The organism is Mycobacterium sp. IDUB_5 (genome assembly GCF_055419565.1).
In genome coordinates, this window is sequence record NZ_JBVAXX010000008.1 from 269,692 (window position 1) to 294,679 (window position 24,988).

General features: G+C 70.1%; 23 protein-coding genes. 3 read left to right on the plus strand and 20 right to left on the minus strand.

Annotated features, from left to right (window positions below; translation table 11 throughout):
• Nucleotides 1-48 precede the first annotated feature (48 nt).
• Genes ribD through ACZY1G_RS25780 form a run of 8 tightly spaced genes read right to left on the minus strand, consistent with a single transcriptional unit; the run spans nucleotide 49 to nucleotide 9,164 of the window.
• On the minus strand, nucleotides 49-1,050 hold the full coding sequence (gene ribD, locus ACZY1G_RS25745; protein ID WP_463823969.1) for a bifunctional diaminohydroxyphosphoribosylaminopyrimidine deaminase/5-amino-6-(5-phosphoribosylamino)uracil reductase RibD: 1,002 nt from the start codon (nucleotides 1,048-1,050) through the stop codon (nucleotides 49-51).
• On the minus strand, nucleotides 1,047-1,742 hold the full coding sequence (gene rpe / locus ACZY1G_RS25750; protein ID WP_463823970.1) for a ribulose-phosphate 3-epimerase: 696 nt from the start codon (nucleotides 1,740-1,742) through the stop codon (nucleotides 1,047-1,049). The genes ribD and rpe overlap by 4 nt, the downstream gene beginning before the upstream one ends.
• 5 nt (nucleotides 1,743-1,747) lie before the next feature.
• Entirely contained in the window at nucleotides 1,748-3,169 is a 1,422-nt protein-coding gene (locus tag ACZY1G_RS25755; RefSeq protein WP_463823971.1) for an RsmB/NOP family class I SAM-dependent RNA methyltransferase, read from the minus strand.
• The gene (gene fmt, locus ACZY1G_RS25760; RefSeq protein WP_463823972.1) at nucleotides 3,166-4,092 is read right to left on the minus strand and encodes a methionyl-tRNA formyltransferase; all 927 of its coding nucleotides are present in this window, start codon (nucleotides 4,090-4,092) and stop codon (nucleotides 3,166-3,168) included. Before fmt ends, ACZY1G_RS25755 begins: the two co-directional genes overlap by 4 nt.
• Before the next feature lie 20 nt (nucleotides 4,093-4,112).
• The gene (locus ACZY1G_RS25765) at nucleotides 4,113-4,649 is read right to left on the minus strand and encodes a LemA family protein (protein ID WP_463823973.1); all 537 of its coding nucleotides are present in this window, start codon (nucleotides 4,647-4,649) and stop codon (nucleotides 4,113-4,115) included.
• Nucleotides 4,643-6,469 (minus strand): DUF2207 domain-containing protein, encoded by a 1,827-nt coding sequence (locus ACZY1G_RS25770; protein WP_463823974.1) that lies wholly within the window; start codon nucleotides 6,467-6,469, stop codon nucleotides 4,643-4,645. The genes ACZY1G_RS25765 and ACZY1G_RS25770 overlap by 7 nt, the downstream gene beginning before the upstream one ends.
• A gap of 5 nt (nucleotides 6,470-6,474) precedes the next feature.
• Complete coding sequence (locus tag ACZY1G_RS25775) at nucleotides 6,475-8,421, minus strand: primosomal protein N' (RefSeq protein ID WP_463823987.1); 1,947 nt, start codon at nucleotides 8,419-8,421, stop codon at nucleotides 6,475-6,477.
• A 50-nt stretch (nucleotides 8,422-8,471) separates the two neighbouring features.
• On the minus strand, nucleotides 8,472-9,164 hold the full coding sequence (locus ACZY1G_RS25780; protein WP_463818038.1) for a lysoplasmalogenase: 693 nt from the start codon (nucleotides 9,162-9,164) through the stop codon (nucleotides 8,472-8,474).
• A gap of 62 nt (nucleotides 9,165-9,226) precedes the next feature.
• Here ACZY1G_RS25780 and ACZY1G_RS25785 point away from each other — a divergent pair, with 62 nt between their 5' ends.
• Nucleotides 9,227-10,144 (plus strand): alpha/beta hydrolase, encoded by a 918-nt coding sequence (locus tag ACZY1G_RS25785; RefSeq protein WP_463823975.1) that lies wholly within the window; start codon nucleotides 9,227-9,229, stop codon nucleotides 10,142-10,144.
• A 91-nt stretch (nucleotides 10,145-10,235) separates the two neighbouring features.
• Nucleotides 10,236-10,679 (plus strand): hypothetical protein, encoded by a 444-nt coding sequence (locus ACZY1G_RS25790; RefSeq protein ID WP_463817797.1) that lies wholly within the window; start codon nucleotides 10,236-10,238, stop codon nucleotides 10,677-10,679.
• Between the two features lie 4 nt (nucleotides 10,680-10,683).
• Here the strand turns inward: ACZY1G_RS25790 and metK are convergent, their stop codons facing one another.
• The 12 genes from metK to pyrR form a co-directional block, all read right to left on the minus strand.
• The gene (gene metK, locus ACZY1G_RS25795; RefSeq protein ID WP_463817796.1) at nucleotides 10,684-11,892 is read right to left on the minus strand and encodes a methionine adenosyltransferase; all 1,209 of its coding nucleotides are present in this window, start codon (nucleotides 11,890-11,892) and stop codon (nucleotides 10,684-10,686) included.
• Nucleotides 11,893-12,025: 133 nt separating this feature from the next.
• Nucleotides 12,026-13,270 (minus strand): bifunctional phosphopantothenoylcysteine decarboxylase/phosphopantothenate--cysteine ligase CoaBC, encoded by a 1,245-nt coding sequence (coaBC, locus tag ACZY1G_RS25800; protein ID WP_463817795.1) that lies wholly within the window; start codon nucleotides 13,268-13,270, stop codon nucleotides 12,026-12,028.
• Nucleotides 13,271-13,288: 18 nt separating this feature from the next.
• The gene (gene rpoZ / locus ACZY1G_RS25805; RefSeq protein ID WP_463817794.1) at nucleotides 13,289-13,603 is read right to left on the minus strand and encodes a DNA-directed RNA polymerase subunit omega; all 315 of its coding nucleotides are present in this window, start codon (nucleotides 13,601-13,603) and stop codon (nucleotides 13,289-13,291) included.
• A gap of 44 nt (nucleotides 13,604-13,647) precedes the next feature.
• Nucleotides 13,648-14,259, minus strand: a complete 612-nt coding sequence (gene gmk / locus ACZY1G_RS25810) for a guanylate kinase (RefSeq protein ID WP_463817793.1) — start codon at nucleotides 14,257-14,259, stop codon at nucleotides 13,648-13,650.
• Nucleotides 14,260-14,268: 9 nt separating this feature from the next.
• A complete protein-coding gene (mihF, locus tag ACZY1G_RS25815) occupies nucleotides 14,269-14,586 on the minus strand; it encodes an integration host factor, actinobacterial type (protein WP_003932123.1) in 318 nt (105 codons plus the stop codon).
• 367 nt (nucleotides 14,587-14,953) lie between these two features.
• Nucleotides 14,954-15,769, minus strand: coding sequence for an orotidine-5'-phosphate decarboxylase (gene pyrF / locus ACZY1G_RS25820; RefSeq protein WP_463817792.1), 816 nt, complete (start codon nucleotides 15,767-15,769; stop codon nucleotides 14,954-14,956).
• A 3-nt stretch (nucleotides 15,770-15,772) separates the two neighbouring features.
• Nucleotides 15,773-19,111 carry a carbamoyl-phosphate synthase large subunit gene (carB, locus tag ACZY1G_RS25825; RefSeq protein WP_463823976.1) on the minus strand — a complete coding sequence of 1,113 codons (3,339 nt, stop codon included), beginning with the start codon at nucleotides 19,109-19,111 and terminating at the stop codon, nucleotides 15,773-15,775.
• Complete coding sequence (gene carA / locus ACZY1G_RS25830; RefSeq protein ID WP_463823977.1) at nucleotides 19,112-20,266, minus strand: glutamine-hydrolyzing carbamoyl-phosphate synthase small subunit; 1,155 nt, start codon at nucleotides 20,264-20,266, stop codon at nucleotides 19,112-19,114. It lies immediately after the preceding gene.
• Complete coding sequence (locus ACZY1G_RS25835) at nucleotides 20,263-20,766, minus strand: PH-like domain-containing protein (protein WP_463817789.1); 504 nt, start codon at nucleotides 20,764-20,766, stop codon at nucleotides 20,263-20,265. Before ACZY1G_RS25835 ends, carA begins: the two co-directional genes overlap by 4 nt.
• Nucleotides 20,763-22,046, minus strand: a complete 1,284-nt coding sequence (locus ACZY1G_RS25840; protein ID WP_463817788.1) for a dihydroorotase — start codon at nucleotides 22,044-22,046, stop codon at nucleotides 20,763-20,765. The genes ACZY1G_RS25835 and ACZY1G_RS25840 overlap by 4 nt, the downstream gene beginning before the upstream one ends.
• Complete coding sequence (locus ACZY1G_RS25845) at nucleotides 22,043-22,990, minus strand: aspartate carbamoyltransferase catalytic subunit (protein WP_463817787.1); 948 nt, start codon at nucleotides 22,988-22,990, stop codon at nucleotides 22,043-22,045. The genes ACZY1G_RS25840 and ACZY1G_RS25845 overlap by 4 nt, the downstream gene beginning before the upstream one ends.
• The gene (gene pyrR / locus ACZY1G_RS25850) at nucleotides 22,987-23,556 is read right to left on the minus strand and encodes a bifunctional pyr operon transcriptional regulator/uracil phosphoribosyltransferase PyrR (protein ID WP_463817786.1); all 570 of its coding nucleotides are present in this window, start codon (nucleotides 23,554-23,556) and stop codon (nucleotides 22,987-22,989) included. Before pyrR ends, ACZY1G_RS25845 begins: the two co-directional genes overlap by 4 nt.
• Before the next feature lie 113 nt (nucleotides 23,557-23,669).
• On the opposite strand from pyrR, the gene ACZY1G_RS25855 reads away from it, so the two are divergent.
• Nucleotides 23,670-24,875, plus strand: coding sequence for a serine hydrolase domain-containing protein (locus ACZY1G_RS25855; RefSeq protein WP_463817785.1), 1,206 nt, complete (start codon nucleotides 23,670-23,672; stop codon nucleotides 24,873-24,875).
• Nucleotides 24,876-24,988: the final 113 nt, after the last annotated feature.

Consider the following 24,988-nt stretch of genomic DNA (forward strand, 5'->3'; position numbering starts at 1 on the left):
ACGGAAACCCTTGATGGACAATAGGTCACGATTCGATAACGGTGAATTTCAGGCCCGGACCAGGCTGAGTAGCACGTCGGGGCCGACCGGATGCACGCCGTCGTAGCGCCACCGATGGGCCTGCCCGATGTTCGCCACACCGACGTCGTCGACGGCGGTGATCGGTCCGCCGAGCAGGATCGGCGCGACATAGGCGAGGATGCGATCGATCACGCCGGCCCGCAGGAATGCTCCGGCCAGGGTCGGGCCACCCTCCACCAGCACATCGGTGCGGTCCGACAGCGCCTGGATCACTTCGTGCGGATCGCGGGTACGGATCACCATCGTGCGCGAGTCATCGTTGAGAACCGTTGCGTCAGGAGAGATCTCACGCATGCCGACCACCACCCGCAGCGGCTGGTGGTCGGTGAGGCTGCCGTCGGGGCGGCGGGCGGTCAACGCGGGATCGTCGGCGAACACCGTACCGGTGCCCACCACGATCGCATCGGCGATCGCGCGTCGTCGATGCACGTCGGCGCGGGCCGCTTCGCCGGTGATCCACCGGCTCGTGCCATCGGCCGCCGCACTGCGCCCGTCCACGCTCGTCGCGAATTTCCATGTCACATGCGGCATTCCGGTGCGTTGCTTGTGCAGCCACTCACGCAGCGGGCCGCCCGACACTGCGTCGGCGCCGACTCCCGCGGTCACGGTGACGCCCGCGCGCGTCAGCCGGGCGGCCCCACCCGCCGCGACGGGATTCGGATCCGCGACAGCGAACACGACCTTCGCGACACGGGCAGCGAGAAGCGCATCCACACACGGCGGGGTGCGCCCGACGTGGTTGCACGGCTCGAGTGTCACCACCGCGGTCCCGCCGACGGCCCGCTCCCCCGCGCGGCGCAGCGCCAACACCTCGGCGTGGGGGCCACCCGGCGGCTCGGTCGCGCCCACGCCGGCGATCTCACCGTCGGCGTCGAGGATCACCGCCCCGACCGGAGGGTTGGGATACGTTGTGCCCTTGACCTTTTCGGCCTGCTCGACAGCCGCAGCCATCGCGGCGTCGAGGTTCACGGTGCGAAGTGGCTCGCGGCCGCGGCGGCCCTGGCGCGTAGCGCCGTCACGGCGCGCGCCGGGTCCTCGGCGCTGTAGACGGCCGATCCCGCGACGAAGCAGTCCACCCCGGCCTCGGCTGCCGCCTCGATCGTGTCGTCGTTGATCCCGCCGTCGATCTCCACGAGCACGGTCAATTCCCCGGAGTCGACGAGCCGGCGCACGATTCCCACCTTGGCCAGCACCTCGGCGATGAACTTCTGCCCCCCGAACCCGGGTTCCACCGACATCACCAGCAGCGTGTCGAAGTCACGCAGGATCTCCAGGTAGGGATCGACCGGTGTGCCCGGCTTGATGGCCAGGCCGGCTTTCGCACCCGCAGCGCGGATGTCGCGGGCCACGGCGCGGGGATCGTCGGTGGCCTCCGCGTGGAACGTCACGTTGTGGGCACCCGCTTCGGCGTAGGGCGGTGCCCAGCGGCCAGGGTCGTCGATCATCAGGTGGCAGTCCATCGGGATGTCGGTGACCTTCAGCAGCGACTCGACGACGGGCAGGCCCAGGGTGAGATTGGGCACGAAGTGGTTGTCCATCACGTCGACGTGCAGCCAGTCGGCGCCCTCGACGGCGGCCACTTCGTCGGCGAGCCGGGCGAAGTCGGCGGCCAGGATCGACGGCGCGATCATCGGGGCGGTGCGGGTGGACTGTCCGGGCATGTGGGTCAGCCTATCGGGGCCCCGGTGACGCGAAGGGCGGCGGCGAACATCGCGTCGGTGCCGTGCCGGTGCGGCCAGAGTTGCACCGACAGGGAATCGCCGGTGTCGGTGGCCGGGGCGAACAGCTCTCGGGTGTCCAGCGCTTCGACGGGCTGGCGGCGCAGCGCGTCGGCCACCACGCCGGTGGTCTCGGCCAGGTGCGGCGAGCACGTCGCGTACAGCACGACGCCGCCGGGGCGGGTCAACCGGATCGCCGAGGCCAGCAGCTCACGCTGGAGTTTGGCCAGCGGCGCCACGTCACCGGGTTGGCGGCGCCACCGCGCTTCGGGTCGGCGACGCAGAGCGCCCAGCCCGGTGCAGGGAGCGTCGACGAGCACGCGGTCGAAGCCCGGTGTCAGGCCGGGATCACGCCCGTCGACCCGGAGCACCTCGACGGGCAGGCCCGCGGTGTTCTGCTCCACCAACTCGGCACGGCGCGGCGTGGGCTCCACCGCCGTGACCGCGACACCGGCGGGCCGGCCCAGCCCGGCCAGCAGCGCGGTCTTGCCGCCGGGCCCGGAGCACAGGTCCAGCCACCGGCCACCGTCGGGCCCGTCGAGTTCGGCCAGCGTCAGCGCGCGAGCGACCAGCTGGCTGCCCTCGTCCTGAACGAGCGCGCGGCCGTCGCGGACCGCGGCGAGCGCACCGGGGTCGCCCTCGGTGAGATACACGGCGTAGGGCGAGAACTGGCCGACGGCACCGCCGACCTCCTCGGCCAGCTCGGCGCCGGTGATTTCGCCCGGACGGGCCACCAGATGGACCGCCGGGCGGGCGTCGTCGCTGGCCAGCAGCGCAGCCAGCTCGTGGGCGCGGGCACCCAGTGCGTCGGCGAAAGCCTGCGCGACCCAGCGCGGATGCGCGTGCACGAAGGCCAGGTGGCCGATTGGATCGGTGGCGGCAGGCGGGGCCAGCTCCGCCACCCACGACGCCTCGTCTCGGCGGGTGATGGTGCGCAGCACGCCGTTGACGAAACCTGCTCGCGCCGTGTCGAATTCGATGCCCGCCTGCTCCACCGTCGTCGACACCGCGGCGTGGTCTTCGACCCGGGTCCGCAGGATCTGGTACGCGCCCAGCCGGAGCAGGTCGAGCAGCACGGGGTCGATGTGGTCGACCGGGCGGCCCGCCGCTGCGCTGATGATCGCGTCGAGCAGCCCTTGCGCGCGGCAGGCGCCGTAGGTCAGTTCGGTGGCGAAAGCGGCGTCGCGGCCGGTGATTCCGCGCTCGCGCAGCATCGCGGGCAGGGCGAGGTTCGCGTATGCGTCACGCTCGGACACCGCGCGCAGCACGTCGAACGCGGCCCGGCGGGCCGGGTCCAGCGGGGTGCGGCGCTGGGGGCGCCGGGGCTTGTGAGGCCGTTCGGGGTGTCGGGGTCGTTGCGGGCGCGTCATAGGAGCGATCCGATCTCGTCGAGGCGCGCACCGCGGGCCCAGTCGGCGGCGTTCATCGGTTTCTTGCCGGGCGGTTGCACCGTCTGCAGTTCGACGGCGTCGGTGGCGGTACCCACCAGCACTCGCTTCTTCTCGACGCCGAGTTGGCCCGGGTGCAGATCACTGCGGTCCGCGACCGTCACGGGCCCGATCTTGACGCGCTGCTCGCCGACCATCGTCCACGCCCCCGGATTCGGGGTGACGGCGCGGACCCGCCGCTCCACCACGTGGGCGGGCAGGTCCCACCGCACCCGAGCGTCGTCGACGGTGATCTTCGGGGCGACGCTGATGCCCTCGGTCGGCTGCGGCACCGCGGTGAGCGTGCCGTCGGCGATCCCGTCCATCGTGGCCTCCAGCAGGCCGGCGCCCGAGTCCGCCAGGCGCGCGAGAAGGTCGCCCGCGGTGTCGCGCGGGGTGATCGTCTCGGTGACGACGCCGTACACCGGGCCCGAATCCAGGCTCGGCTCGATCTGGAACGTGGTCGCCCCCGTCACGGTGTCCCCGGCGGCGATCGCGGCCTGCACCGGCGCTGCACCGCGCCACGCGGGCAGCAGCGAGAAATGCAGGTTGACCCAGCCGTGCGCGGGCACGTCGAGCAGGGCGTCGCCGAGCAGGGCGCCGTAGGCCACCACGGCGCAGCACTCCGGTGCCAGGTCGGCGAGTTCGGCGACGAACTCCGGTGAGTTGGGGCGTGCGGGGCGCAGCACCGGGATGCCGGCATCGAGGGCCAGCTGCGCCACCGGCGACGGGGTCGGGGTGCCGCGCCGGCCGGCCGCGGCATCGGGGCGCGTCAGGACAGCGATCACCTCGTGCCGGGGCGACGAGAGGAGGCGACGCAGGGACGGAAGGGCCGGCTGCGGGGTGCCGGCGAACACGAGACGCACCGGGTCAGTCTAGGAAGCGACTATCGGGCCATCTGGTAGTACTCCTTCTCGCTGACCCCGCTCAGCGGTGCGACGAACATCCACGGAATGGTGCCGAGCAACCGATTGAGGGCAGCGACCGAGTCGTTGTAGTACTGGCGCGCGAACGCGAGCTTGTCCTCGGTGTCGGCGAGGTTGCGTTGCAGGTCGAGGAAGTTGGCGGACGAACTCAGTTGCGGTGAGCTCTGCCCGAGGGTCATCAGCGGCGTCAACGCCGCGTCGAGTTGCCGCTCGGCGGCGCTGCGTTGTGCCACCGAGCGACCTGCCGTTGCCGAGGTGAGCGCCTCGCGCGCATCGGTGACGCGATCCAGGACGTCCTTCTCGTGCGCGGCGAAGGTCGCCACGGTGTGCACGAGGCTGGGAATCAACGCCGCCCGCCGGGTCAGTTCGACGTCGATGCCTGCGAGTGCCTCCGCGACACGCACGTCGGCCGACCGGATCTTGTTGTAGCCGGCCACATAGCCAGCGCCGATCAGCAGGACCAGCACCAACACGATGGCCAGCACGACGCTCACCATGACCCTCCTCCTCCGCCGCCGCCCCCACCGCCACCCCCGCCGCTGAAGCCACCGCCGCTCGACGACGACGAGGAGGACGACGACTGCGAGGCCGTGTACGCGCCGATCGACGAGGACAGCGCCGATTCGAAACTGTCGAAGTTCGCACCGCCGGAACTGCTCGCCGCCGCCCAGGAGGTCGACGGGCTCGTCGTGACATACCAATCTGGTTGTGGCGCTGCGGTGTTCATCGATGTCTGATACTTCGCAGCCCAAGCCGCGGCGACCCCGCCGGCCACCGCGAACGGAACGTAGGCGGTGTAGAGATCACGCCGGGCTGAGAAGTCGAAGCGGGTCTCCGCCGAGTCCGTCGCGAGCACGCGGTGGAATCCGCCGGCCCGGGACCACAGTTCGCGCCCCGCCGCGGTCCGCCGCGACCCGACCCCGTCCCGCCACGACACCGCGGTCAGCAGGAAGAACACCGCGAAGGGCAACGCCCACAGCGTGATCGGGAACCCCCAGCGGAAGAACCCGCAGATCATCAGCAGGAACGCGAGCGCGTTGGCCGCGCGCAGCCACAGTTCCTTCCTGCGTGGCACCAGCAGCCCGCCGTCGCGCGCCCACGCCTGCACGGCCTTGGTCATGTCCTCCTTGGCTTTGCTCAGCTTCTGACCCGACGTCGCGGTCTTCTTGGCCGAGAACTCGCTGCCCGCGTTCATCAGCTTGAGCCGGGAGGCGACCGCCAGGCTGACCGGATCCAGGCCCGACCACTGGCCCGGCCGGGCGATGCTGCGCAGCTTCCATTCCTTGTCGCCGAGCTGTTCCATCGTGATGAGTTTGCGCTCGGCGAGGTGGAACAGCGTCGCGGTCAGCCCGTTCTTGGGTACCGTCTCGGTGCGGATGTACTCGACCTGCACCGGTCCCAGGCCCGGCGGCGGCGCGTACTGCAGCGGGAAGCCCGGCGGCGGCTCGATCACACTGCGCAGCCACAGAGCTGCCCCCGCGCCGAAGGCGACGGTGACACCGAGCAGCCACAGCACGACGGTCACCGACTGCCCGAGGATGCGGTCCCACGTGTACGGCCACGGCAAGGTGGTGCGGGCCGGCGTCGGCACGTCCACCCCCGCGCGCAGGGTGACCGGCGTGCGGGGCGGCAGATCCGACGCCGAGGCGACCACGGTGTCCCCTGCCGCGCGCAGGTCGTCGCACGCCCGTCCGACGCCGGAGCCGACCGAGCACTGCACCGCCCCGACTGCGCCCGGCAGCGTCACGGAGATCTGCGCGCGGTCGATGCGGTTGTTCCACGACGGGGCGATGACGTTCCAGAAGAACACCGACGATGAGTCGGCAGGCGCGCCCGCGGTCTGGGCGAACACGCGGTCGGCGCCGGCGGAGCCGGGATCCAGGACGCCGCGGATGCGGTAGGCGATCTCGAAGACGTGACCACCGTCGGACAGTGTGCGGTCCGGATCACCGATCTTGGCGACCCGGAAGCGTCTCCCGTCCTCCCACATCATCTGGTAGGGCACCGGCGCGCCGTCCAACTGGATCGAGGTGATCTCCGGTGGCTGACGGACGTGAGAATCGTTGCGGTTGGCCACATCCCAGTAGCGGAAAATGCCGTGACGGTCGGTGGTGTAGACCTGCGCGGTGATGGTCTCGACCGCGGTCATGTCCCCGGCCGCGTCCACGGTGGCGGACATCCGGAAGTCGCTGATCACCACGGGGTCCTCGGGCGGCGGCCCGTCGGAGCCTCCGCCGGTGAACAGCAACGGCCACAACAGTCCGAATGCGATGAGCAGCAGCGGGATCGACGCCTTGGCCAGCCGCCTGACGGACATGGGCATCACCCTATGTGCAACGGGTCGATCTGGATACGCACCGGCTCATGGTCGTGGCGGGCGCTGTGCACGGCGGTGGCTTTGCGCAAGGCCGCGGCCAGGGCGAGGCCGTCGGCCCGCGCCGCTCGCGCCAGCATGCGGATCACCGAGTGCTCGGGCGCGACGCCGGGCGGGCGGCGCACGCCCACTGGCAGGTCGACCGGCCCGAGCAGATCGGTGCCTTCCGGCAGGGCCGTATCGTCGAGCAGCGCGTGCACGGCGTCGGCGGTGCCGTCGACGGCGGCCATGTGCACCGAGGGCGGAAGCCCGACCTCGGCGCGCGCCTCGAGTTCGTCGTCGGCGTGGCCGACGGGATCCCAGCGGATGAGCGCCTGCACGGTCGGGATCGCCGATTCGGCGACGACCACCACCGTTCCCCCGTCCTCACGGCGGCGAACCAGAGCCGAGGCCGACATCCAGCGCCGTAGCGTGTCCTCGGCGGCACGCAGGTCCTGACGGCCGAGCAGCGCCCAGCTGTCGAGCAGCAGCGCCGCCCCGTACCCGCCGTCGGCGACGGGTTCCACCCCCGGCGTGGCGACCACCAGCGCCGCGCGCTGCGGCACGGACTCGACCACCGCCTCCCCGCCGGAAGTGACGACGGCAACGCCAGGGAACGCCCGGCCGAGCTCCTCCGCGGTGCGCCGGGCGCCGACGACCACCGCGCGGACGGCGTCCGAGCCGCACCGGGCGCAGCGCAGCGCCAGTTCCTCGCGGCCGCACCACCGACAGACCACGCCTGCCGCCTCGCGGCTGGCCAGCGACAGCGGTCCGGTGCAGTGCCTGCAGCGGGCGACGGTGCGACAGCGCGCGCACGACAGCGCGGGCACGTACCCGCGCCGAGGCACCTGCACGAGTACCGGGGCGCCCGCCGTGATCGCTTTGCGCGCGGCGTCGAGCGCCACCGACGGCAGCCGCGCGGTCCGTGCGGCGGCGTCGCGTTCTTGGGCGTAGGCGCTGTCCTCCAGCGCGATCACCCGGGGCGCGCACGCGCGGACCGTCTGCCGCGGTGCTGTCAGGTCGTGGGCCCAGCCGCTGCGGACCAGCGCCTGCGCCTCGGCGGTGCGGGCATGACCACCGATCACCGCGGCGCAGCGCAGCTGGTGGGCACGCAGCATCGCGACCTCGCGGGCGTGCGGATACGGGGCGCGGGGTTCGGCGAGCGAGTCGTCGCCGTCGTCCCACATCAGCACCAGACCGAGGTCGGCGACCGGGGCGAACACCGCGCTGCGGGTGCCGATGACGACCCGGGCGTCACCGCGCAGGACCGCGAGCCACCTGCGATATCGCTCGGAGGGCCCCAGCCCTGCCGACAGCGCAACCACCCGGGAGGGCTCCACGAGCTCGGTGCACGCCGCCGCGAGCCGGTCGACATCGCGCTGGTCGGGAACCACAGCGAGTACCGACCGGCCCGCGTGCACGGTCACCGCCGCGGCCTCTGCCAGCCGTGCCGGCCAGGCGTCGCCCGGCAGCGCCTGCCAGACCGCGCGGGCGGCGCGGCCGTCCCGCAGCGCGGCGATGAACTGTGCTCCCCCGCTGTAGGCCGACCATGCCGCGGCGTCGATGTCCGCGGCTACGAACGGGCCGAGCGGCACCGGCGGCTTCTTCTCGACCGTGGCGTGCCGCGGCGGGATCGCCAGCCGCAGCACGTCGGCGCGGGTGCCTGCGTACCGGGCGGCGACGGCGTCGACGAGCCGGCGCACGTCGTGCGTGAGCACCGGTTGCGAGGACACCACCTTCTCCAGCCAGCCGAGCCGGCCGGCGTGGTCGGTCTCCGACCGGCGTTCCAGCACGAACGCGTCGACCAGTCGGCCGTTGAAACGGACCTTGACGCGAACCCCGGGTTGGGCGTCGTCGGACATCTCGGCGGCGACCAGGTAGTCGAAGTCGCGGTCCAGGTGCGGCACCGTGAGCATCGGCAGCACCCGCGCGATGGGTTCGTGCTCGGCTGCCTGCCGTCCTACGGTCACCCCGCAGGTCTAGCAGAGGGCTCGGACGACCGACCGAACAGCACGCCCGCGCTGATCAGCAGCAGCGAGGCGGCGTAGACCCACCAGACCGGCACCGCCAGCGTCTCGTCGTCCAGGACGAACCGGCCGATGCCGATCATCGCGTCGGACACCGCGAAGCAGACCGCTCCGAGTGCCGTCCAGGGCGTCGGCAGGTCGGCGAGCAGCGCCGTGCACACCATCGCGCCCAGCACCGCGATGTAGGCGGTCACAGGGACGGCCATCCCGTCGGCCACCAGCCGCGGCCAGAACCACACCAGCAGCCCCACGCACGCGACCACGGTCAGCCCCGCCGCCACCAGCCGGACCGGCGTGGCCCGCATCAGCGGCCACAACGTGACCAGAAAACACACATGCGCCACCAGGAACGCGCCCAACCCCAGCACGAATGACGGCTGCCACCACGGCATCGCGAGCAGGAAGTCACCGGCGGCCGAGAACAGCAGCGCACCCACCAGCCAGCGTCGCTCCCGCGCGATCGGGTGCGTGAGCGCGGCGCCGGCGAGCAGGACCGCAGCGAGGGCTTTGACCGCGGGCTGGGCAGTGAACCGCCCGGTGAGCTCGGCGCCCCCGGGTACCTGCGTCGCGGTGACGATCAGGAACACCCCGTAGGCCACGGCCACCACGGCAGCGGCTCCCCAGATGGCCATGCGGCGCCGACTCGTCGTCACAGGCAGAACCTACTAAAACGGCGGACGCTAGCGTGTGGGCCATGGCTGACCTCGATCCCGTACTGACGAAGGTGCTCGACGCGGTGCCGTTCCGACTGACCACCGACGGCGGGCCGGAGCTCGCGCGGCAGCGTTTCGCCGAGCTGCCGCGGGTGCCGGTGTTCCCTGAGGTGACGGCGACCGAGCACACCGTCACAGGCCCGGCCGGTCCGGTCCCCGTCCGCATCTACCGGCCACCGACCGAGGCCGCGATGCCGCCTGTGGTGATCTTCATCCACGGCGGCGGATGGTCGGTGGGCGACCTCGACACCTACGACGCAGCGGCACGGCTGCACGCCGTGCGCGCCGAGGCGCTCGTGGTGTCGGTCGACTACCGGCTGGCGCCCGAGCACCCGTATCCGGCGGCCGTGGAGGACGTGTGGGCGACGACGCAGTGGGTGGCCGCGCACGCCGACGAGATCGGCGGCGACGCCACCCGCCTCGCCGTCGCCGGTGATTCGGCCGGCGGCAACCTGGCCGCCGTCGCCGCCCAGCAGGCCCGCGACGCCGGCATCACGCTGCGCCTGCAGCTGCTGTGGTACCCGTCGACGACGTTCGACACGTCGTTGGCGTCGTTCACCGAGAACGCCGAGGCGCCCATCCTCGGCTTGGCCGAGTGCAAGGCGTTCACCCGCTGGTACGTGGGCGACACCGACCTGACGCAACCGCCCGCGACGCTGGTCCCGGCCGTCGGATACCTCACCGGTGTGGCGCCCGCCCACATCGTCATCGCCGGCCACGATCCGTTGCGTGACGACGGCGCTCGCTACGCCGAGCTGCTCACCGCCGCCGGGGTGGACGCCCAGTTGGACAACGCTGACACGCTGGTCCACGGATTCCTCGGCTACTACGGCGTCGTGCCTGCGGCGACCGAGGTCACCGACAGGGCGCTCGACGCGCTACGTGCCGCGCTGCACTAGCTAGTTCTTGGGATCGGTAGCCGCGCTCGATCGCTAATTTCTCCGCAATGGACACCACAGCAGGTGGTGGACGGAACGGAGAAATCGCCTGATGAAGCGATTCACACGCATCACCGGATCGGCGCTGGCCGGCGCCGCTCTCGCACTCACCGCGGCGACGACGCTGGGCGCCGGCACGTCGTCCGCCCAGGGACCCAGCTACCAGGGCGGCAACTGCCCCCAGGGCCAGACGTGCACCCACTGGTGCCCCGGCGATCCTGCGATCCCGGGCGGCCAGGTGCTCAGCTGGGATTGGAACGTCTGCCACGACTGGTACTGGAACTCGTACGGCATCGTCGACGTGCCCAGCGTGCTGTACCCGTGGTCAGGGCCGCCGCAGCAGATCGCGCCGCCACCGCCGGTGGCTCCGCCGCCGCCCCCGCCTCCGCTACCTCCCGGCACGCCGTTCTGCAGCCCACGCGGGTCGCTGATCATCATCCCGCCGATCTGCGACGAGATCGGGGTCGACCTGCCGCCGGGATCAGTGCAGCACTAGCCGCCTAGACAGCAGCCTTCAGGTCGTCGACCTTGTTCAGCTGCTCCCACGGCAGATCGATGTCGGTGCGGCCGAAGTGGCCGTAGGCCGCCGTCGGCGCGTAGATCGGCCGCAGCAGGTCGAGGTCGCGGACGATCGCGCCGGGACGCAGGTCGAACACCTCACCGATGGCCTTCTCGATCTTCACCGGGTCAACGGTCTCGGAGCCGAAGGTCTCGACGAACAGGCCCACCGGGGCGGCCTTGCCGATCGCATAGGCGATCTGCACCTCGACACGCTCGGCCAGGCCGGCGGCGACGACGTTCTTGGCGACCCAGCGCATCGCGTAGGCGGCCGAGCGGTCCACCTTGGACGGGTCCTTGCCGGAGAAGGCGCCGCCACCGTGGCGGGCCCAGCCGCCGTAGGTGTCGACGATGATCTTGCGGCCGGTCAGACCGGCGTCGCCCATGGGACCGCCGAGGACGAACTTGCCGGTCGGGTTGACCAGGATGCGCGGATTCGATGTGTCCAGCGTCTCGTGGCCGAGTTCGGTCAGCACCGCGTCGATGACGTGCTGCTTGATCTCCGGGGCCAGTTGGCTGTCCAGATCGATGCCGTCGGCGTGCTGAGTCGACAGCACCACCGTGTCCAGGCGCACCGGGGTGGTGCCGTCGTACTGCACCGTGACCTGGGTCTTGCCGTCGGGACGCAGGTAGTCCAGCGTGCCGTTCTTGCGGACCTCGGTGAGCTTGCGCGAGAGGCGGTGCGCCAGCGCGATCGGCAGCGGCATCAGCTCCGGCGTGTCGGCGATCGCGTAGCCGAACATCAGGCCCTGGTCACCGGCGCCCTGGGAGTCCAGCGGGTCGGCAGCACCTTCGACGCGGGTCTCGTGAGCGGTGTCCACACCCTGCGCGATGTCGGGCGACTGCGCGCCGATCCCGATGTTCACGCCACAGGTCAGCCCGTCGAAGCCCTTGTCGGAATGGTCGTAGCCGATGTCGAGGATGCGGGCGCGCACGGTGTTGGTGATGTCGGCGAACGCCTCCTTGGCCGTGGTCGTCACCTCGCCCACCACGTGCACCTGACCGGTCGTGACCAGGGTCTCGACTGCGACACGGGACTTCGGATCGCCGGCCAGCAGTGCGTCGAGCACCGAATCGCTGATCGCGTCGCAGATCTTGTCCGGGTGCCCCTCGGTCACCGACTCACTGGTAAACAGCCGAGCATCACTCACGTGCGATCCCTTTCACTTCCACTGTCTGTGTCGGCACACGGCGGCGCCTCTAGCACCCAAGCGTGTCCCCCTGCGGCGCGCAACCTTTACGCGCACGCCTTTGTCGTGTCATTCACAGTCTGTCGTTCGCCGCTCACCCGTTCTGCAGGAAGCCGGCGATCGCGTCCACAATACGGCTCGCCATCACGGTCTTCGAACCGTGCTCCAGTGCGGCCTCCGTGCCGTCGGAGGACAGCAGCCAACCGTCGTTGTTGTCGACCTCGAATGCCCGGTTCTCCCCCACGGCATTGACGACGAGCAGATCGCACCCTTTGCGGGCGAGCTTGGCGCGCGCGTGGAACAGCACGTCGCCGTTGGCGTCGCCCGTTTCCGCGGCAAATCCGACGATGGCCCGCATGTTCGGCAGCTGGCCGTCGGCCCGCGAACGCACCGCGGCGGCGAGCACGTCGTCGTTACGGACCAGCTCGATGGTCGGCTCGCCCTCGCCGGCCGGGCCCTTCTTGATCTTGGTGAGCACTGGGTTGGCGGGCCGGAAATCGGCGACCGCGGCAGCCATCACCAACACGTTCGCGGCCGCGGCGTGCTTGGACACGGCGTCGCGGAGCTGGGTGGCCGACCCGACGTGCTCGACGTGCACGCCGGCCGGATCGATCAGCCCGGCGGTGTGACCGGCGATCAACGTCACGTCGGCGCCGCGTTGCGCCATCACCCGGGCCAGCGCATAGCCCTGCTTTCCGGAGCTGCGGTTGCCGATGAACCGGACGGGATCGATGGGTTCGCGGGTGCCGCCGGCGGTGACCAGCACCTTCACCCCGGCCATGTCGTAGGGCAGCGCGTCGGAGCGCACCAGCAGCAGCTGAGCCAGGGTGCTGATCTCTTCGGCCTCGGGTAAGCGGCCCGGACCGGTGTCGGCGCCGGTGAGCCGGCCCGACGCGGGTTCCATCACCACTGAACCGCGGCGCCGCAGGGTCGCGACGTTCTCGACCGTCGCCGGGTGGAACCACATCTCGGTGTGCATCGCGGGTGCGTAGAGCACCGGACATCGCGCGGTCAGCAGAGTGGCGGTGAGCAGGTCGTCCGCGCGTCCGACGGTGGCTCTGGCGAGAAGGTCAGCCGTGGCCGGTGCGACGACGACGAGGTCGGCGCCCTGGCCGATGCGGACGTGCGGGACCTCGTGGACATCGTCGAAGACGCCTGTGTGGACGGGGTTACCCGACAACGCCTCGAACGTGGCCGCGCCGACGAACTTGAGCGCCGATTCGGTGGGTACCACCCGCACGGAGTGGCCGGCCTCGGTGAGCTGACGGACCACGGTCGCCGCCTTGTAGGCGGCGATGCCGCCGGCGACGCCGACAATGATCCGCTTGCGATCGGCCATGGCTGGCCGCAGCCGCTTCTACTCGCCCTCGGTGTGCTCGAGCAGGTCCTCGTGGATCTCGCGCATCGCGATCGAGAGAGGCTTCTCCTGAAGACCGGGCTCGACGAGCGGACCGACGTACTCGAGGATCCCGTCACCCAGCTGGTTGTAGTAATCGTTGATCTGACGTGCACGTTTGGCGGCGTAGATCACCAGCGCGTACTTGCTCGACGCGCGATCCAGCAACTCGTCGATGGGCGGGTTGGTGATGCCCAACGGCGTGTCGTAGGCGGTGGCGGCGGACGGATCGAGGTCCACGGGTGCCAGCCGCGTGTCGGCGTGCGGGGTGCTCACGAAAAAAGTCTCCTGGCGATTCGAATAGAGAAATTGGAGTCTGGTCAAGACTTATCGGGCCGCACCGGTGTGCGGGCCACCAGCAAGGATACCAACGCAGCGCACGCGGATTCCACTTCCGTGTTGACGACGACCTCGTCGAAGTCCCCCTGAGCCGCCAATTCGGTGCGGGCCGTCGCCAGTCGGCGGGCCATCACCTCGGCGCTCTCGGTGCCGCGGCCGGTCAATCTGTGCTCCAGCGCCTCCCAGCTGGGTGGGGCGAGAAACACGCTGAGCGCCTCCGGCATGGCGGCCTTGACCGCCCGCGCCCCGGCGAGATCGACCTCGATGAGCACGGGCCGCCCCTCGGCGGTGGCGGCGCGGACCGGCGCGGCCGGCGTGCCGGAGCGGTGCAGGCCGCCATGGATCTCCGCCCATTCCAGCAGCTCACCGTCGTCGATGAGACGTTGGAACTGTTCGGGCGAGACGAACGAGTAGTCGATGCCGTCAATCTCACCCGGCCGCGGCGCCCGGGTGGTCACCGAGACGCTGAAGTACAGGTCAGCGACGCGGTCCCGCAGGCATCGCACCACGGTGGACTTGCCGACGGCAGACGGGCCGGACAGCACCAGGACCGGAGCCCGTGGGTGCGTATCCGGCCCCCCGCCTTCGCTCACCGACCTCCCTTACGAGAAGTCGAACTTTTCCAGCAGGGCCTTGCGCTGGCGATCGCCCAGGCCACGCAGCCTGCGGGTCGGGGCGATCTCGAGCTCGGTCATGATCTCCTGCGCCTTGACCTTGCCGACCTTGGGCAGGGCCTCCAGCAGAGCGGAGACCTTCATCTTGCCCAAGACCTCGTCGGTCTCGGCGTCCTTAAGGACCTGCTTGAGGTTGGTGCCGCCGCGCTTGAGCCGATCCTTGAGTTCGGCACGCGCTCGACGTGCGGCAGCAGCCTTCTCCAACGCTGCCGCGCGCTGTTCGTCGGTCAACTGGGGAAGGGCCACGGGTTCCTCCGTATCGTCACCATCTGTTTTTCTCTCGACTGGTCGTGGTGGATCGCGAACCAGCCAGCGTGGACGACCGTACCCACGCGGGCTGACGAAAGCTAACCCCACCCCCGAGTTCTGGGACCAAAAGCCCAGCGTGTAGGGCGCAACGGGCTGCGCGGCGGGATCGGCGTGGCGGCTCGGCGCGCGCTTGCCGGAATCGCCCACCTGAGCGGAAACCCCTGCGTATCGGCTGTTTTCCTCGTACTCCGCGATGTCGGCCGTCGCTGCCCGTCCGGAGCTCGGTTGTCACACCCGCCACAGGAGGGTGTGCCGAGAAATTTTCCCTGGTCAGTCGCTGTCGGGCGTGTCGCAGCAGCCCCGCTCAGCCCTGCAGGTGAGCGACCGCGTCGCGCATGCGTTCCGCCGCGGCGCGCACCGCCGACGGGTCCGGACCGGCCCGCAGCACCTCGCGGGAGACCGCGGGCAGCAGCTGCCCCGGCCGAGCCCCTCCCAGGCCCGCCAGCGCCTCGGGGCGGCCGCCCTGGGCGCCGACGCCGGGCACCAGCACGGGTCCGCCCAGGGCGCTCACATCCGGCGGCTCGGCCAGCGTCGCGCCGACGACCACACCGACAGACCCTGCCCCCGCGCCGGCGTTCACCGCGGCGGCAGCGTCGACGATCGACTGCGCGACCGTGCGTCCCCCGGCGTCCGCGCGCTGCACCGACGCCCCCTCGGGGTTGGAGGTGGCCGCGAGCACGAACACACCCCGGCCGTGAGCAAGGGCAGTGTCGAGCAGCGGCTGCAGCGATCCGAATCCTAGGTAGGGCGAGGCCGTCACGGCGTCGGCGGCGAGCGGCGAATCCCCGGCCCAGGCGGCGGCGTAGGCCGCCATCGTCGACCCGATGTCACCCCGTTTCGCGTCAGCCAGCACCAGCACACCCTCTGCGCGCAGCGCGGTGATCGTGCGCTCGAGCACAGCGAAACCGGCCGACCCGTAGGCCTCGAAGAACGCCACCTGCGGCTTGACCACCGCGAAGCCGGCGAACGCTGCCACGCAGATGTCGCTGAACCGGGCCAAGCCGTCGGCGTCGGTGCTCAGGCCCCACGCCCGAAGCAGTTCGGGGTGCGGGTCGATGCCAGGACACAGCGGGCCGCGGCTGGCCATCGCGTCGGACAGCCGGTCACCGAACCCGCTCACCGGTCAGGACCCCAGCGCGCTGTGCAGTTCCTGCAGCGACATCACGCCGATACCGCCGCGGAGACTGGCCTCGATGCCCTGCACGGCCGCCGACGCGCCCTGCACCGTTGTCACGCAGGGGATGTTCATCGCCACGGCAGCCGAGCGGATCTCGTATCCGTCGATGCGCGGACCGGAGTTGCCGTACGGGGTGTTGATCACCATCTGTACGTCGCCCACCTTGATCGCCTCCACGGCGGACACCGCGGGTCGGTCCGGGCTCGGCTCCTCGAAGTGCTTGCGCACCTCGTCACACGGAATCCCGTTGCGCCGCAACATCTCCGCCGTGCCCTCGGTGGCCAGGATGTGAAAGCCGAGATCAGCGAGACGCTTCACCGGGAACACCAGGGACCGCTTGTCGCGGTTGGCCACGGACACGAACACGGTGCCACTCGCGGGTAGCGAACCGTAGGCCGCGGTCTGGCTCTTGGCGAACGAACTGCCGAAGTCGTGCGCGATGCCCATCACCTCGCCGGTGGACTTCATCTCCGGGCCGAGGAGCGAGTCGATCTGGCTGCCGTCGTGCTTGCGGAACCGATGGAAAGGTAGGACGGCTTCCTTCACCGCGACCGGGGCGTTGCGCGGCACTGTGCCGCCGTCGCCCTCGGCAACGAGCAGGCCCTCCTCGCGCAACCCGGCGATCGTGGCGCCCAGCATGATTCGCGCGCAGGCCTTGGCGAGCGGCACTGCGGTGGCCTTGGAGACGAACGGCACGGTCCGGCTGGCGCGCGGGTTGGCCTCCAGCACGTAGAGCACGTCGTCTTTGAGGGCGTACTGCACGTTGAGCAGGCCGACCACCCCGACGCCGAAGGCGATCGCCTCGGTGGCGCGCCGGACGGCGTCGATGTCGCTGCGGCCCAAGGTCACCGGCGGCAGCGCACAGGCGGAGTCGCCCGAGTGGATGCCGGCCTCTTCGATGTGCTCCATGATGCCGCCGATGTAGACCTCGGTGCCGTCGCACAATGCGTCGACGTCGATCTCGATGGCGTCTTCGAGGAAGCGGTCCACCAGCACCGGGTGCTCGGGTGAGAGCTGGGTGGCCCGGGTGATGTACCCCTCGAGCGTGTCCTCGTCGTAGACGATCTCCATGCCGCGGCCGCCGAGCACGTAGGACGGCCGAACCAGCACCGGGTAGCCGATCTCGGCGGCGATGCGGCGCGCCTGCTCGAAGCTGGTCGCCATGCCGAAGCGCGGTGCGGGCAGGCCGGCGTTGGTGAGGACCTCGCCGAAGCGGCCGCGGTCCTCGGCCAGATCGATGGCCTCGGGCAGGGTGCCCACGATCGGCACCCCGGCCTTTTCGAGGCGCTCCGCCAATCCCAGCGGGGTCTGCCCTCCGAGTTGCACGATGACGCCGACGACTCCGGGACCGCCGCGCCCTGAGTACTGCTCGGCGAAGTAGACCTCGAGGACGTCCTCGAACGTGAGCGGCTCGAAGTAGAGCCGGTCGGCCGTGTCGTAGTCGGTGGAGACGGTCTCGGGATTGCAGTTGATCATGACCGTCTCGAACCCGGCCTCGCTCAACGTGGTCGCGGCGTGCACGCAGCTGTAGTCGAACTCGATGCCCTGCCCGATGCGGTTGGGGCCCGAGCCGAGGATCAGCACCTTGGGCTTCTCGGCCTGCGGCGCGACCTCACTTTCCGCGGCGGGATCGAGTTCGTAACTGCTGTAGTGGTACGGCGTCTTGGCCTCGAACTCCGCGGCGCAGGTGTCGACGGTCTTGTAGACCGGATGGATGCCGAGGCGGCGGCGCAGCGCGCGCACCCCCACCTCGCCCGCCAATTCCGGTCGCAGCGCGGCGATCTGGCGGTCGGAGAGACCGTTGTGCTTGCTGCGCCGCAGCAGTTCCTCGCCGAGCACCGGCGCGTCGATGATCTCGGCGCGCAGCTCCACCAATCCGCTGATCTGGTCGACGAACCAGGGGTCGACCCCGGAGGCTTCGGCGACCTGCTCGACGCTGGCGCCCAGCCGCAGCGCGTATTCGATGTCGTAGAGCCGCCCGTCGGTGGGAGTCCGCAGGCGCTCCAGCACCTCGTCGCCGTCGCCGTCATCGTCGGGGCCGGTCCAGAAGCCGAGCTTGGTGGTCTCCAGCGACCGCATCACCTTGCCGAGGGCCTCGACGAAGTTGCGGCCCAACGACATCGCCTCGCCCACCGATTTCATCGTGGTGGTCAGCGTGCCGTCGGCGCCGGGGAACTTCTCGAACGCGAAGCGGGGCGCCTTGACGACGACGTAGTCGAGCGTCGGCTCGAAGCAGGCCGGCGTCTCCTTGGTGATGTCGTTGACGATCTCGTCGAGGGTGTAGCCGATGGCGAGCTTGGCGGCGATCTTGGCGATCGGGAACCCGGTGGCCTTCGACGCCAGCGCACTCGACCGGGACACCCGCGGGTTCATCTCGATGACGATGAGCCTGCCGTCTCTGGGGTTGACCGCGAACTGGATGTTGCAGCCGCCGGTGTCGACGCCGACCTCGCGCAGGATCTCGATGCCCAGGGTGCGCATGGTCTGGTACTCGCGGTCGGTCAGCGTCATCGCCGGCGCGACAGTCACCGAGTCCCCGGTGTGTACGCCCATCGGGTCGAAGTTCTCGATCGAGCACACCACCACGACGTTGTCGTGGTGGTCGCGCATCAGCTCGAGCTCGTATTCCTTCCAGCCGTAGATCGATTCCTCGATCAGCACGTTCGCCGACGGCGACGCGGCCAGGCCGTCACCGGCCATCCGCTCGACGTCCTCGGCCGAGTACGCCATGCCCGAGCCCAGACCGCCCATCGTGAAGCTGGGCCGCACCACCACGGGCAATCCGAGGTCCGCTACGGTCTCGCGCACCTCATCCATCGTGAAACAGACACGGCTGCGGGCGGATTCACCACCGACCTTGGCCACGATGTCCTTGAACTTCTGCCGATCCTCGCCGCGCTGGATGGCGTCGAAGTCGGCACCGATCATCTCCACGTCGTAGCGCTCGAGGGTCCCGCTCTCGTACAGCTTCACCGCGGTGTTCAGCGCGGTCTGGCCACCGAGGGTGGCGAGCAACGCGTCGATCTTGTTGCCGCGCTCGGCCTGCTGGGCGATCACCTTCTCGACGAACTCGGCGGTGATGGGCTCGATGTAGGTGTGGTCGGCGTACTCCGGGTCGGTCATGATCGTCGCCGGGTTGGAGTTGATCAGCGTGACCTGCAGCCCCTCGGAGCGCAGCACGCGGCACGCCTGCGTGCCCGAGTAGTCGAACTCGGCGGCCTGCCCGATGAGGATCGGTCCGGACCCGATGACCAGGATGTGCTGGAGGTCGGTACGGCGCGGCATCTATTTCTCTCCCGCCATCAAGTCGATGAACTGGTCGAACAGGTAGTTCGCATCGCGGGGGCCTGCGGCGGCCTCCGGGTGGTACTGCACGGAGAACGCCCGCCCGTTGGCGAGCGCCACCCCTTCGACCACACCGTCGTTGGCGCAGGTGTGCGTGACCACCGCGGTGCCGAACGGCGTGTCGAATTCTTCGCCGGCCTCCCCCTCGAGGGCGAAGCCGTGGTTCTGCGCGGTGATCGACACACGGCCGGTGGCGTAGTCCATCACCGGGATGTTGATGCCTCGATGCCCGAAGGTCATCTTGTAGGTGCCCCGGCCCAGCGCCCGGCCCAGGATCTGGTTGCCGAAGCAGATCCCGAACAGCGGTGTGCCGGCGTCGATCACCTGCTTGGTGACTTCCACGACGTGGTCCGCGGTGGCCGGGTCGCCCGGGCCGTTGGACAGGAACACCCCGTCGGGGCGCAGGTCGGCGATCTGGGCGAAATCGGCCGACGACGGCAGCACATGGGTGCGGATGCCGCGTTCGGAGAAGTTGCGGGGGGTGTTCGTCTTGATGCCCAGATCGAGTGCCACCACCGTGAATCGTTGCATGCCAACCGGTTCCACGACATAGCGGTCACCGGTGCTGACCTCGCCGGCCAGATCGGCGCCGAGCATCGACGCCTGGCCGCGCACCCGGGCGAGCAGCTCCTCGGTGTCGGCGAGAGCGCTCCCGGAGCCCGATGTCGCCGCCAGCGCGGCTCCGGAGAACACCCCGGCTTTCATCGAGCCGCGGCTGCGCAGGTGACGTACCACGGCGCGGGTGTCGATGCCCGCGATGCCGACCACGTTCTGGCGACGCAGTTCATCGTCGAGCGTGCCGGTGGCTCGCCAGTTCGAGGCGCGCGGCGACGGGTCACGCACCGCGTATCCCGCGACCCAGATCTTGTCGCCGCGGCTCTCGCTGTCCTCGTCGTTCCAGCCGGTGTTGCCGATCTGCGGCGCCGTGGCGACCACGATCTGGCGGTGATAGCTGGGGTCGGTCAGCGTCTCCTGGTATCCGGACATGCCGGTGGAGAACACCGCCTCGCCCAGGGTCTCGCCCTCCGCGCCGAATGGTGTGCCGGTGAAGACCCGGCCGTCTTCGAGCACGAGCACGGCCACGTTCGCCGTCATGCCACCTCCTCGGGAAGCCATTTCGAGTAGTCGCGCCGGTTGTCGGCGCGGAAACCGGTGTCGATCTCCACCCCGGTGGGCAGTCGCCAGCGGATCGCCAGGATGCCGTCGTGGGTCAGCGCTTTGCCGGCCAGACTCTTCTCGGCGCGGATGTCGGTGATCATCTCGTCGGGAATCCAGATCGGTCCAGCGCCGGTGCGCTGCATCATGATTCCCTCGGGATAGCGGGTCAGCACGGCCTTGGCGCGGAAGCCGAGGTCGGCGGCGGCCACCCGGTCGTTCCAGTTCGGGACCAGTGTGGAACCGATGTAGAGCCCCTTGGTGGGTGAGACGGTCGCCGCTCCGACGCTGTCGGGGAGCTGCGGCAGCGTGCCGAGGAGTTCGGCCTGCCGCTCGGCGCGGCGGCGCCATCCGCGCAACATCGCGCCGATCAGAACAGCGATCAGCAGGGCCAGGATCGCGGCCATGATCAGCGAGGCCACGAGCGTTTCGGTGTTCATGCGCCCGCCTTCCCGTCGCGGGCGGTGACGGTGCCGCGCAGCAGTGTGGCCGTGACGACGGCGGGCAGCTCCATGGACTCGTACGGGGTGTTGTCCGAACGGCTGGCCAATGCGGCGCCGGTGACCGTCCACTGCGCGTCCGGATCGACGATGGTGAGGTTCGCAGGCTCCCCCACCTCCAGCGGACGGCCCTGATCGGGCAGGCCGACGATGCGTGCGGGCGCCTCGCTCATCACCCGGGCGACGTCGCGCCAGGTCAGTAGGCCGGGCCGCACCATCGTCTCGACGACGACCGACAACGCGGTCTGCAGCCCCAGCATGCCGGGCCGGGCGTGCGCGAACTCGCACATCTTCTCGTGCTCGGCGTGGGGCGCGTGATCGGTTGCGACACAGTCGATCACACCGTCGGCGAGTGCCTGGCGCAACGCGACAGCATCGGCTGCCTCACGCAGCGGCGGGTTGACCCGGTTACGGCCGTCGTAGGAGGACAGCCGCGAATCGTCGAGCAGGAGGTGGTGCGGGGTGACCTCCGCGGTGATCGCGATGCCCTGCTCCTTGGCCCAGCGGATGAGCTCCACGGTGCCGGCCGTGGAGGCGTGGCAGATGTGCACGCGGGCGCCGGCGTCGCGGGCGAGCAGCGCGTCGCGGGCCACGATGGATTCCTCGGCTGCGCGCGGCCATCCGGCCAGGCCGAGCAGCGCGGCGGTGGGGCCTTCGTGGGCGACCGCACCGACCGTCAGCCGCGGCTCCTCGGCGTGCTGGGCGATCAACACGCCCAGCCCGGAGGCGTACTCGAGCGCCCGGCGCATCACCAACGGATCGTCGACGCAGCTGCCGTCGTCGGAGAACATCCTGACCCGGCCGACCCCGGCGGCCATCAGCCCCATCTCGGTGAGCTGCTTGCCTTTCAGCCCGACCGTGATCGCACCGACGGGGTGCACGTCGACCAGACCGACCTGCTGACCGCGGTGCCACACGTGGTCGGTGACGACTGCGGAGTCGGCCACCGGATCGGTGTTGGCCATCGCGAACACCGCGGTGTAGCCACCCAATGCTGCTGCAGCCGAACCGGTTTCGATGTCCTCGGCGTACTCGCGGCCGGGTTCGCGCAGATGGGTGTGCAGATCGACGAAGCCGGGCAGCAGAATCTGCCCCGGAGCGTCGATGACGTCATCGGCAGTGAGGCCGGTCCCGATCTCCGCGATCTGACCGTCGTCGACGAGCACGTCGACCGGATCACCCTCGCCGTAGAGGAGCACGCCTTTGATCAGGACCTTCATGCGCTGATCGCCTCCACTTCGGTACCGACGAGCAGGTGGAACAGCACCGCCATCCGCACATGCACACCGTTGGACACCTGTTGCAGCACAGCCGATTGCGACGAGTCGGCAACCGAATGCGCGATCTCCATGCCGCGCAGCATCGGGCCGGGATGCAGGACGACGGCGTGCTCGGCGAGTTGCGCCTGCCGCTTCTCCGACAGTCCGTAGCGCACCGAGTACTCCCGCGACGACGGGAAGAAGCCGCCGTTCATCCGCTCGGCCTGCACCCGCAGCATCAGCACCGCGTCGGCGAGTGGGAGCTCGGCGTCGAGCTCGTGCGAGACGGTGACGGGCCAGTCGGCGACACCCACGGGCAGCAGCGTCGGCGGTGCGACGAGCACGACCTCGGCACCGAGGGTGTGCAGCAGCGCGACGTTGGAGCGGGCGACCCGGCTGTGCAGGACGTCGCCGACGATCACGACACGCTTGCCGTCGACGGACCCGAGTCGCTGCCGAATGGTCAGCGCGTCGAGCAGCGCCTGCGTGGGGTGCTCGTGGGTGCCGTCACCGGCGTTGATGACGCTGGGTCCGCCGGTCTCGTCGAGCGTCCACGCGGCGAGTTGTTGGGCGGCACCGGACGCGGGATGGCGCACGATCAGGGCATCCGCTCCGGCCGCACGCAACGTCAGGGCGGTGTCGCGCAGCGACTCCCCCTTGGCCACCGACGATCCCGATGCGCTGACATTGATCACGTCGGCACTCATCCACTTGCCGGCGACCTCGAACGACACCCGCGTGCGGGTGGAGTTCTCGTAGAACATCGTGATGATCGTGCGGCCGCGCAGCGTCGGCAATTTCTTGACCTCGCGCCCGAGCAGCGCCTCGCGGAACCGGTCGGCGTCATCGAGGATCGCGGTGGCCTCGTCACGGCTCAGGTCTGCCGCCGTCAGAAGGTGTTTCACCGTTGCGGACCTCCCTGCGGTGCGATGGAAACCCCGTCGGCTCCGTCGTTTTCGGTGAGCCGCACCTTGACGTTCTCGCTGCGCGACGTCGGGACGTTCTTGCCGACGTAGTCGGCGCGGATCGGTAGTTCGCGATGCCCGCGGTCGACCAGCACGGCGAGCTGCACGGCGCGGGGCCGACCGAGGTCGCGCAGCGCGTCGAGGGCTGAGCGCACGGACCGGCCGGTGTAGAGCACGTCGTCGACCAGGATCACCAGCGCGCCGTCGATGCCGCCCTGCGGGATCGACGTCGGAGCCAGCGGCCGGGGCGGCTTCGACATGAGGTCGTCGCGGTAGAGCGTGGTGTCGAGAGCGCCGTGCGCGACCTCGGTATCGCTGAATTCGGCGATGTTGGAGGCCAATCGCGTGGCGAGCGTCACGCCGCGGGTGGGGATCCCGAGAAGGATGACCCGCGGCGCGTCAGGCGCGTCCAGCGCGGTCTTCTCGATGATCTGGTGGGCGATGCGGGCGATCGTTCTACTCACGTCCGCCGCGGACATCAGCTCCCGGTCACTGGTGGCAGCCACGTGTAACCCGGACCTCCTTCTCCGCCTCACGGGACGGTCGTTAAAGGACGGTCAAATCGCGGCAAGGCTATCACTGTGCGCTGCCATCGGCACCGCTGACCTACTCTGGCGCGATGAACCTCGACCGCAATCAGACCTCCATCGTCGAGGCGATCGACGCAGGGCTGCTGGCCGGAGCTGTCACCCTCGTGTGGCGGGCAGGCCAAGTCCTGCAGGTCAACGAACTGGGCTACCGCGACGTCGATGCCAAGCTGCCGATGCAGCGCGACACCCTCTTCCGTATCGCGTCGATGACAAAACCGGTGACGGTGGCCGCGGCGATGACGCTGATCGAGGAGGGTGTGCTCTCCTTGACCGATCGGGTGGCGACGTGGCTGCCCGAGATGGCCGACATGCGTGTGCTCGCCGATCCCAGCGGTCCACTCGATCGGACCGTGCCGGCCCAGCGGCCGATCACGATCGAGGACCTGATGACGCACCGCAGTGGGTTGGCGTACATGTTCTCGATCCGGGGTCCGCTGGCGGACGCCTACCGCAAGCTGCCCGCCCGGCAGGATCAGGACCGATGGTTGGCCGAGCTGGCGGCGCTGCCGCTGGTGCACCAACCGGGCGAGCGCCTGACCTACAGCCACGCCACCGACGTCCTCGGGATCGCACTGTCCCGCCTGGTGGGCAAACCGCTACCCCAGGTGCTCACCGAACGCATCCTCGAGCCACTGGGCATGTCGGACACCGCGTTTCACGTGGGGCCGGCGGGACGACGGCGGGCGGCGACGATGTATCAGTTGAATCCTGACAACACGCTGCGCCACGACGTGATGGGGCCCGCGCCGATCATGGATCCGCCGTTCTGCCAGGGCGGCGCGGGGTTGTGGTCGACGGTCGACGACTACCTGGCGTTCGCGCGGATGCTTCTGGCGGGCGGGACCATGGACGGCGTGCGCGTGCTGTCCGAGGAATCGGTGCGATTGATGCGCACCGATCGCCTGACCGAGGAACAGAAGCGCCATGATTTCCTCGGCGCACCGTTCTGGATCGGGCGCGGATTCGGCCTGAACCTGTCGGTGGTGACCGATCCGGCGAAGTCGCGGCAGCTCTTCGGGCCGGGCGGGGTAGGCACGTTCTCGTGGCCCGGCGCGTACGGCACGTGGTGGCAGGCCGACCCGACGGCCGACGCGATCCTGATCTATCTGATCCAGAACCTGCCGAGCCTGACGACCGACGCTGCCGCCGCCGTCGCGGGCAACACCTCGCTGGCCAAACTCGCGAGCGCCCAACCGAAGTTCGTGCGACGGACCTACGAGGCGTTCGACCTGTAGGTGCGGGTTGTCGGTGGCGCGTTGTAGCGTCGACGTCATGTTCGCACAGGTGTTCGATATCGACGGGTCGGCCACGGAGGCTGAGCTGCGCGAGGTTGTCGCCCACTGCGAAC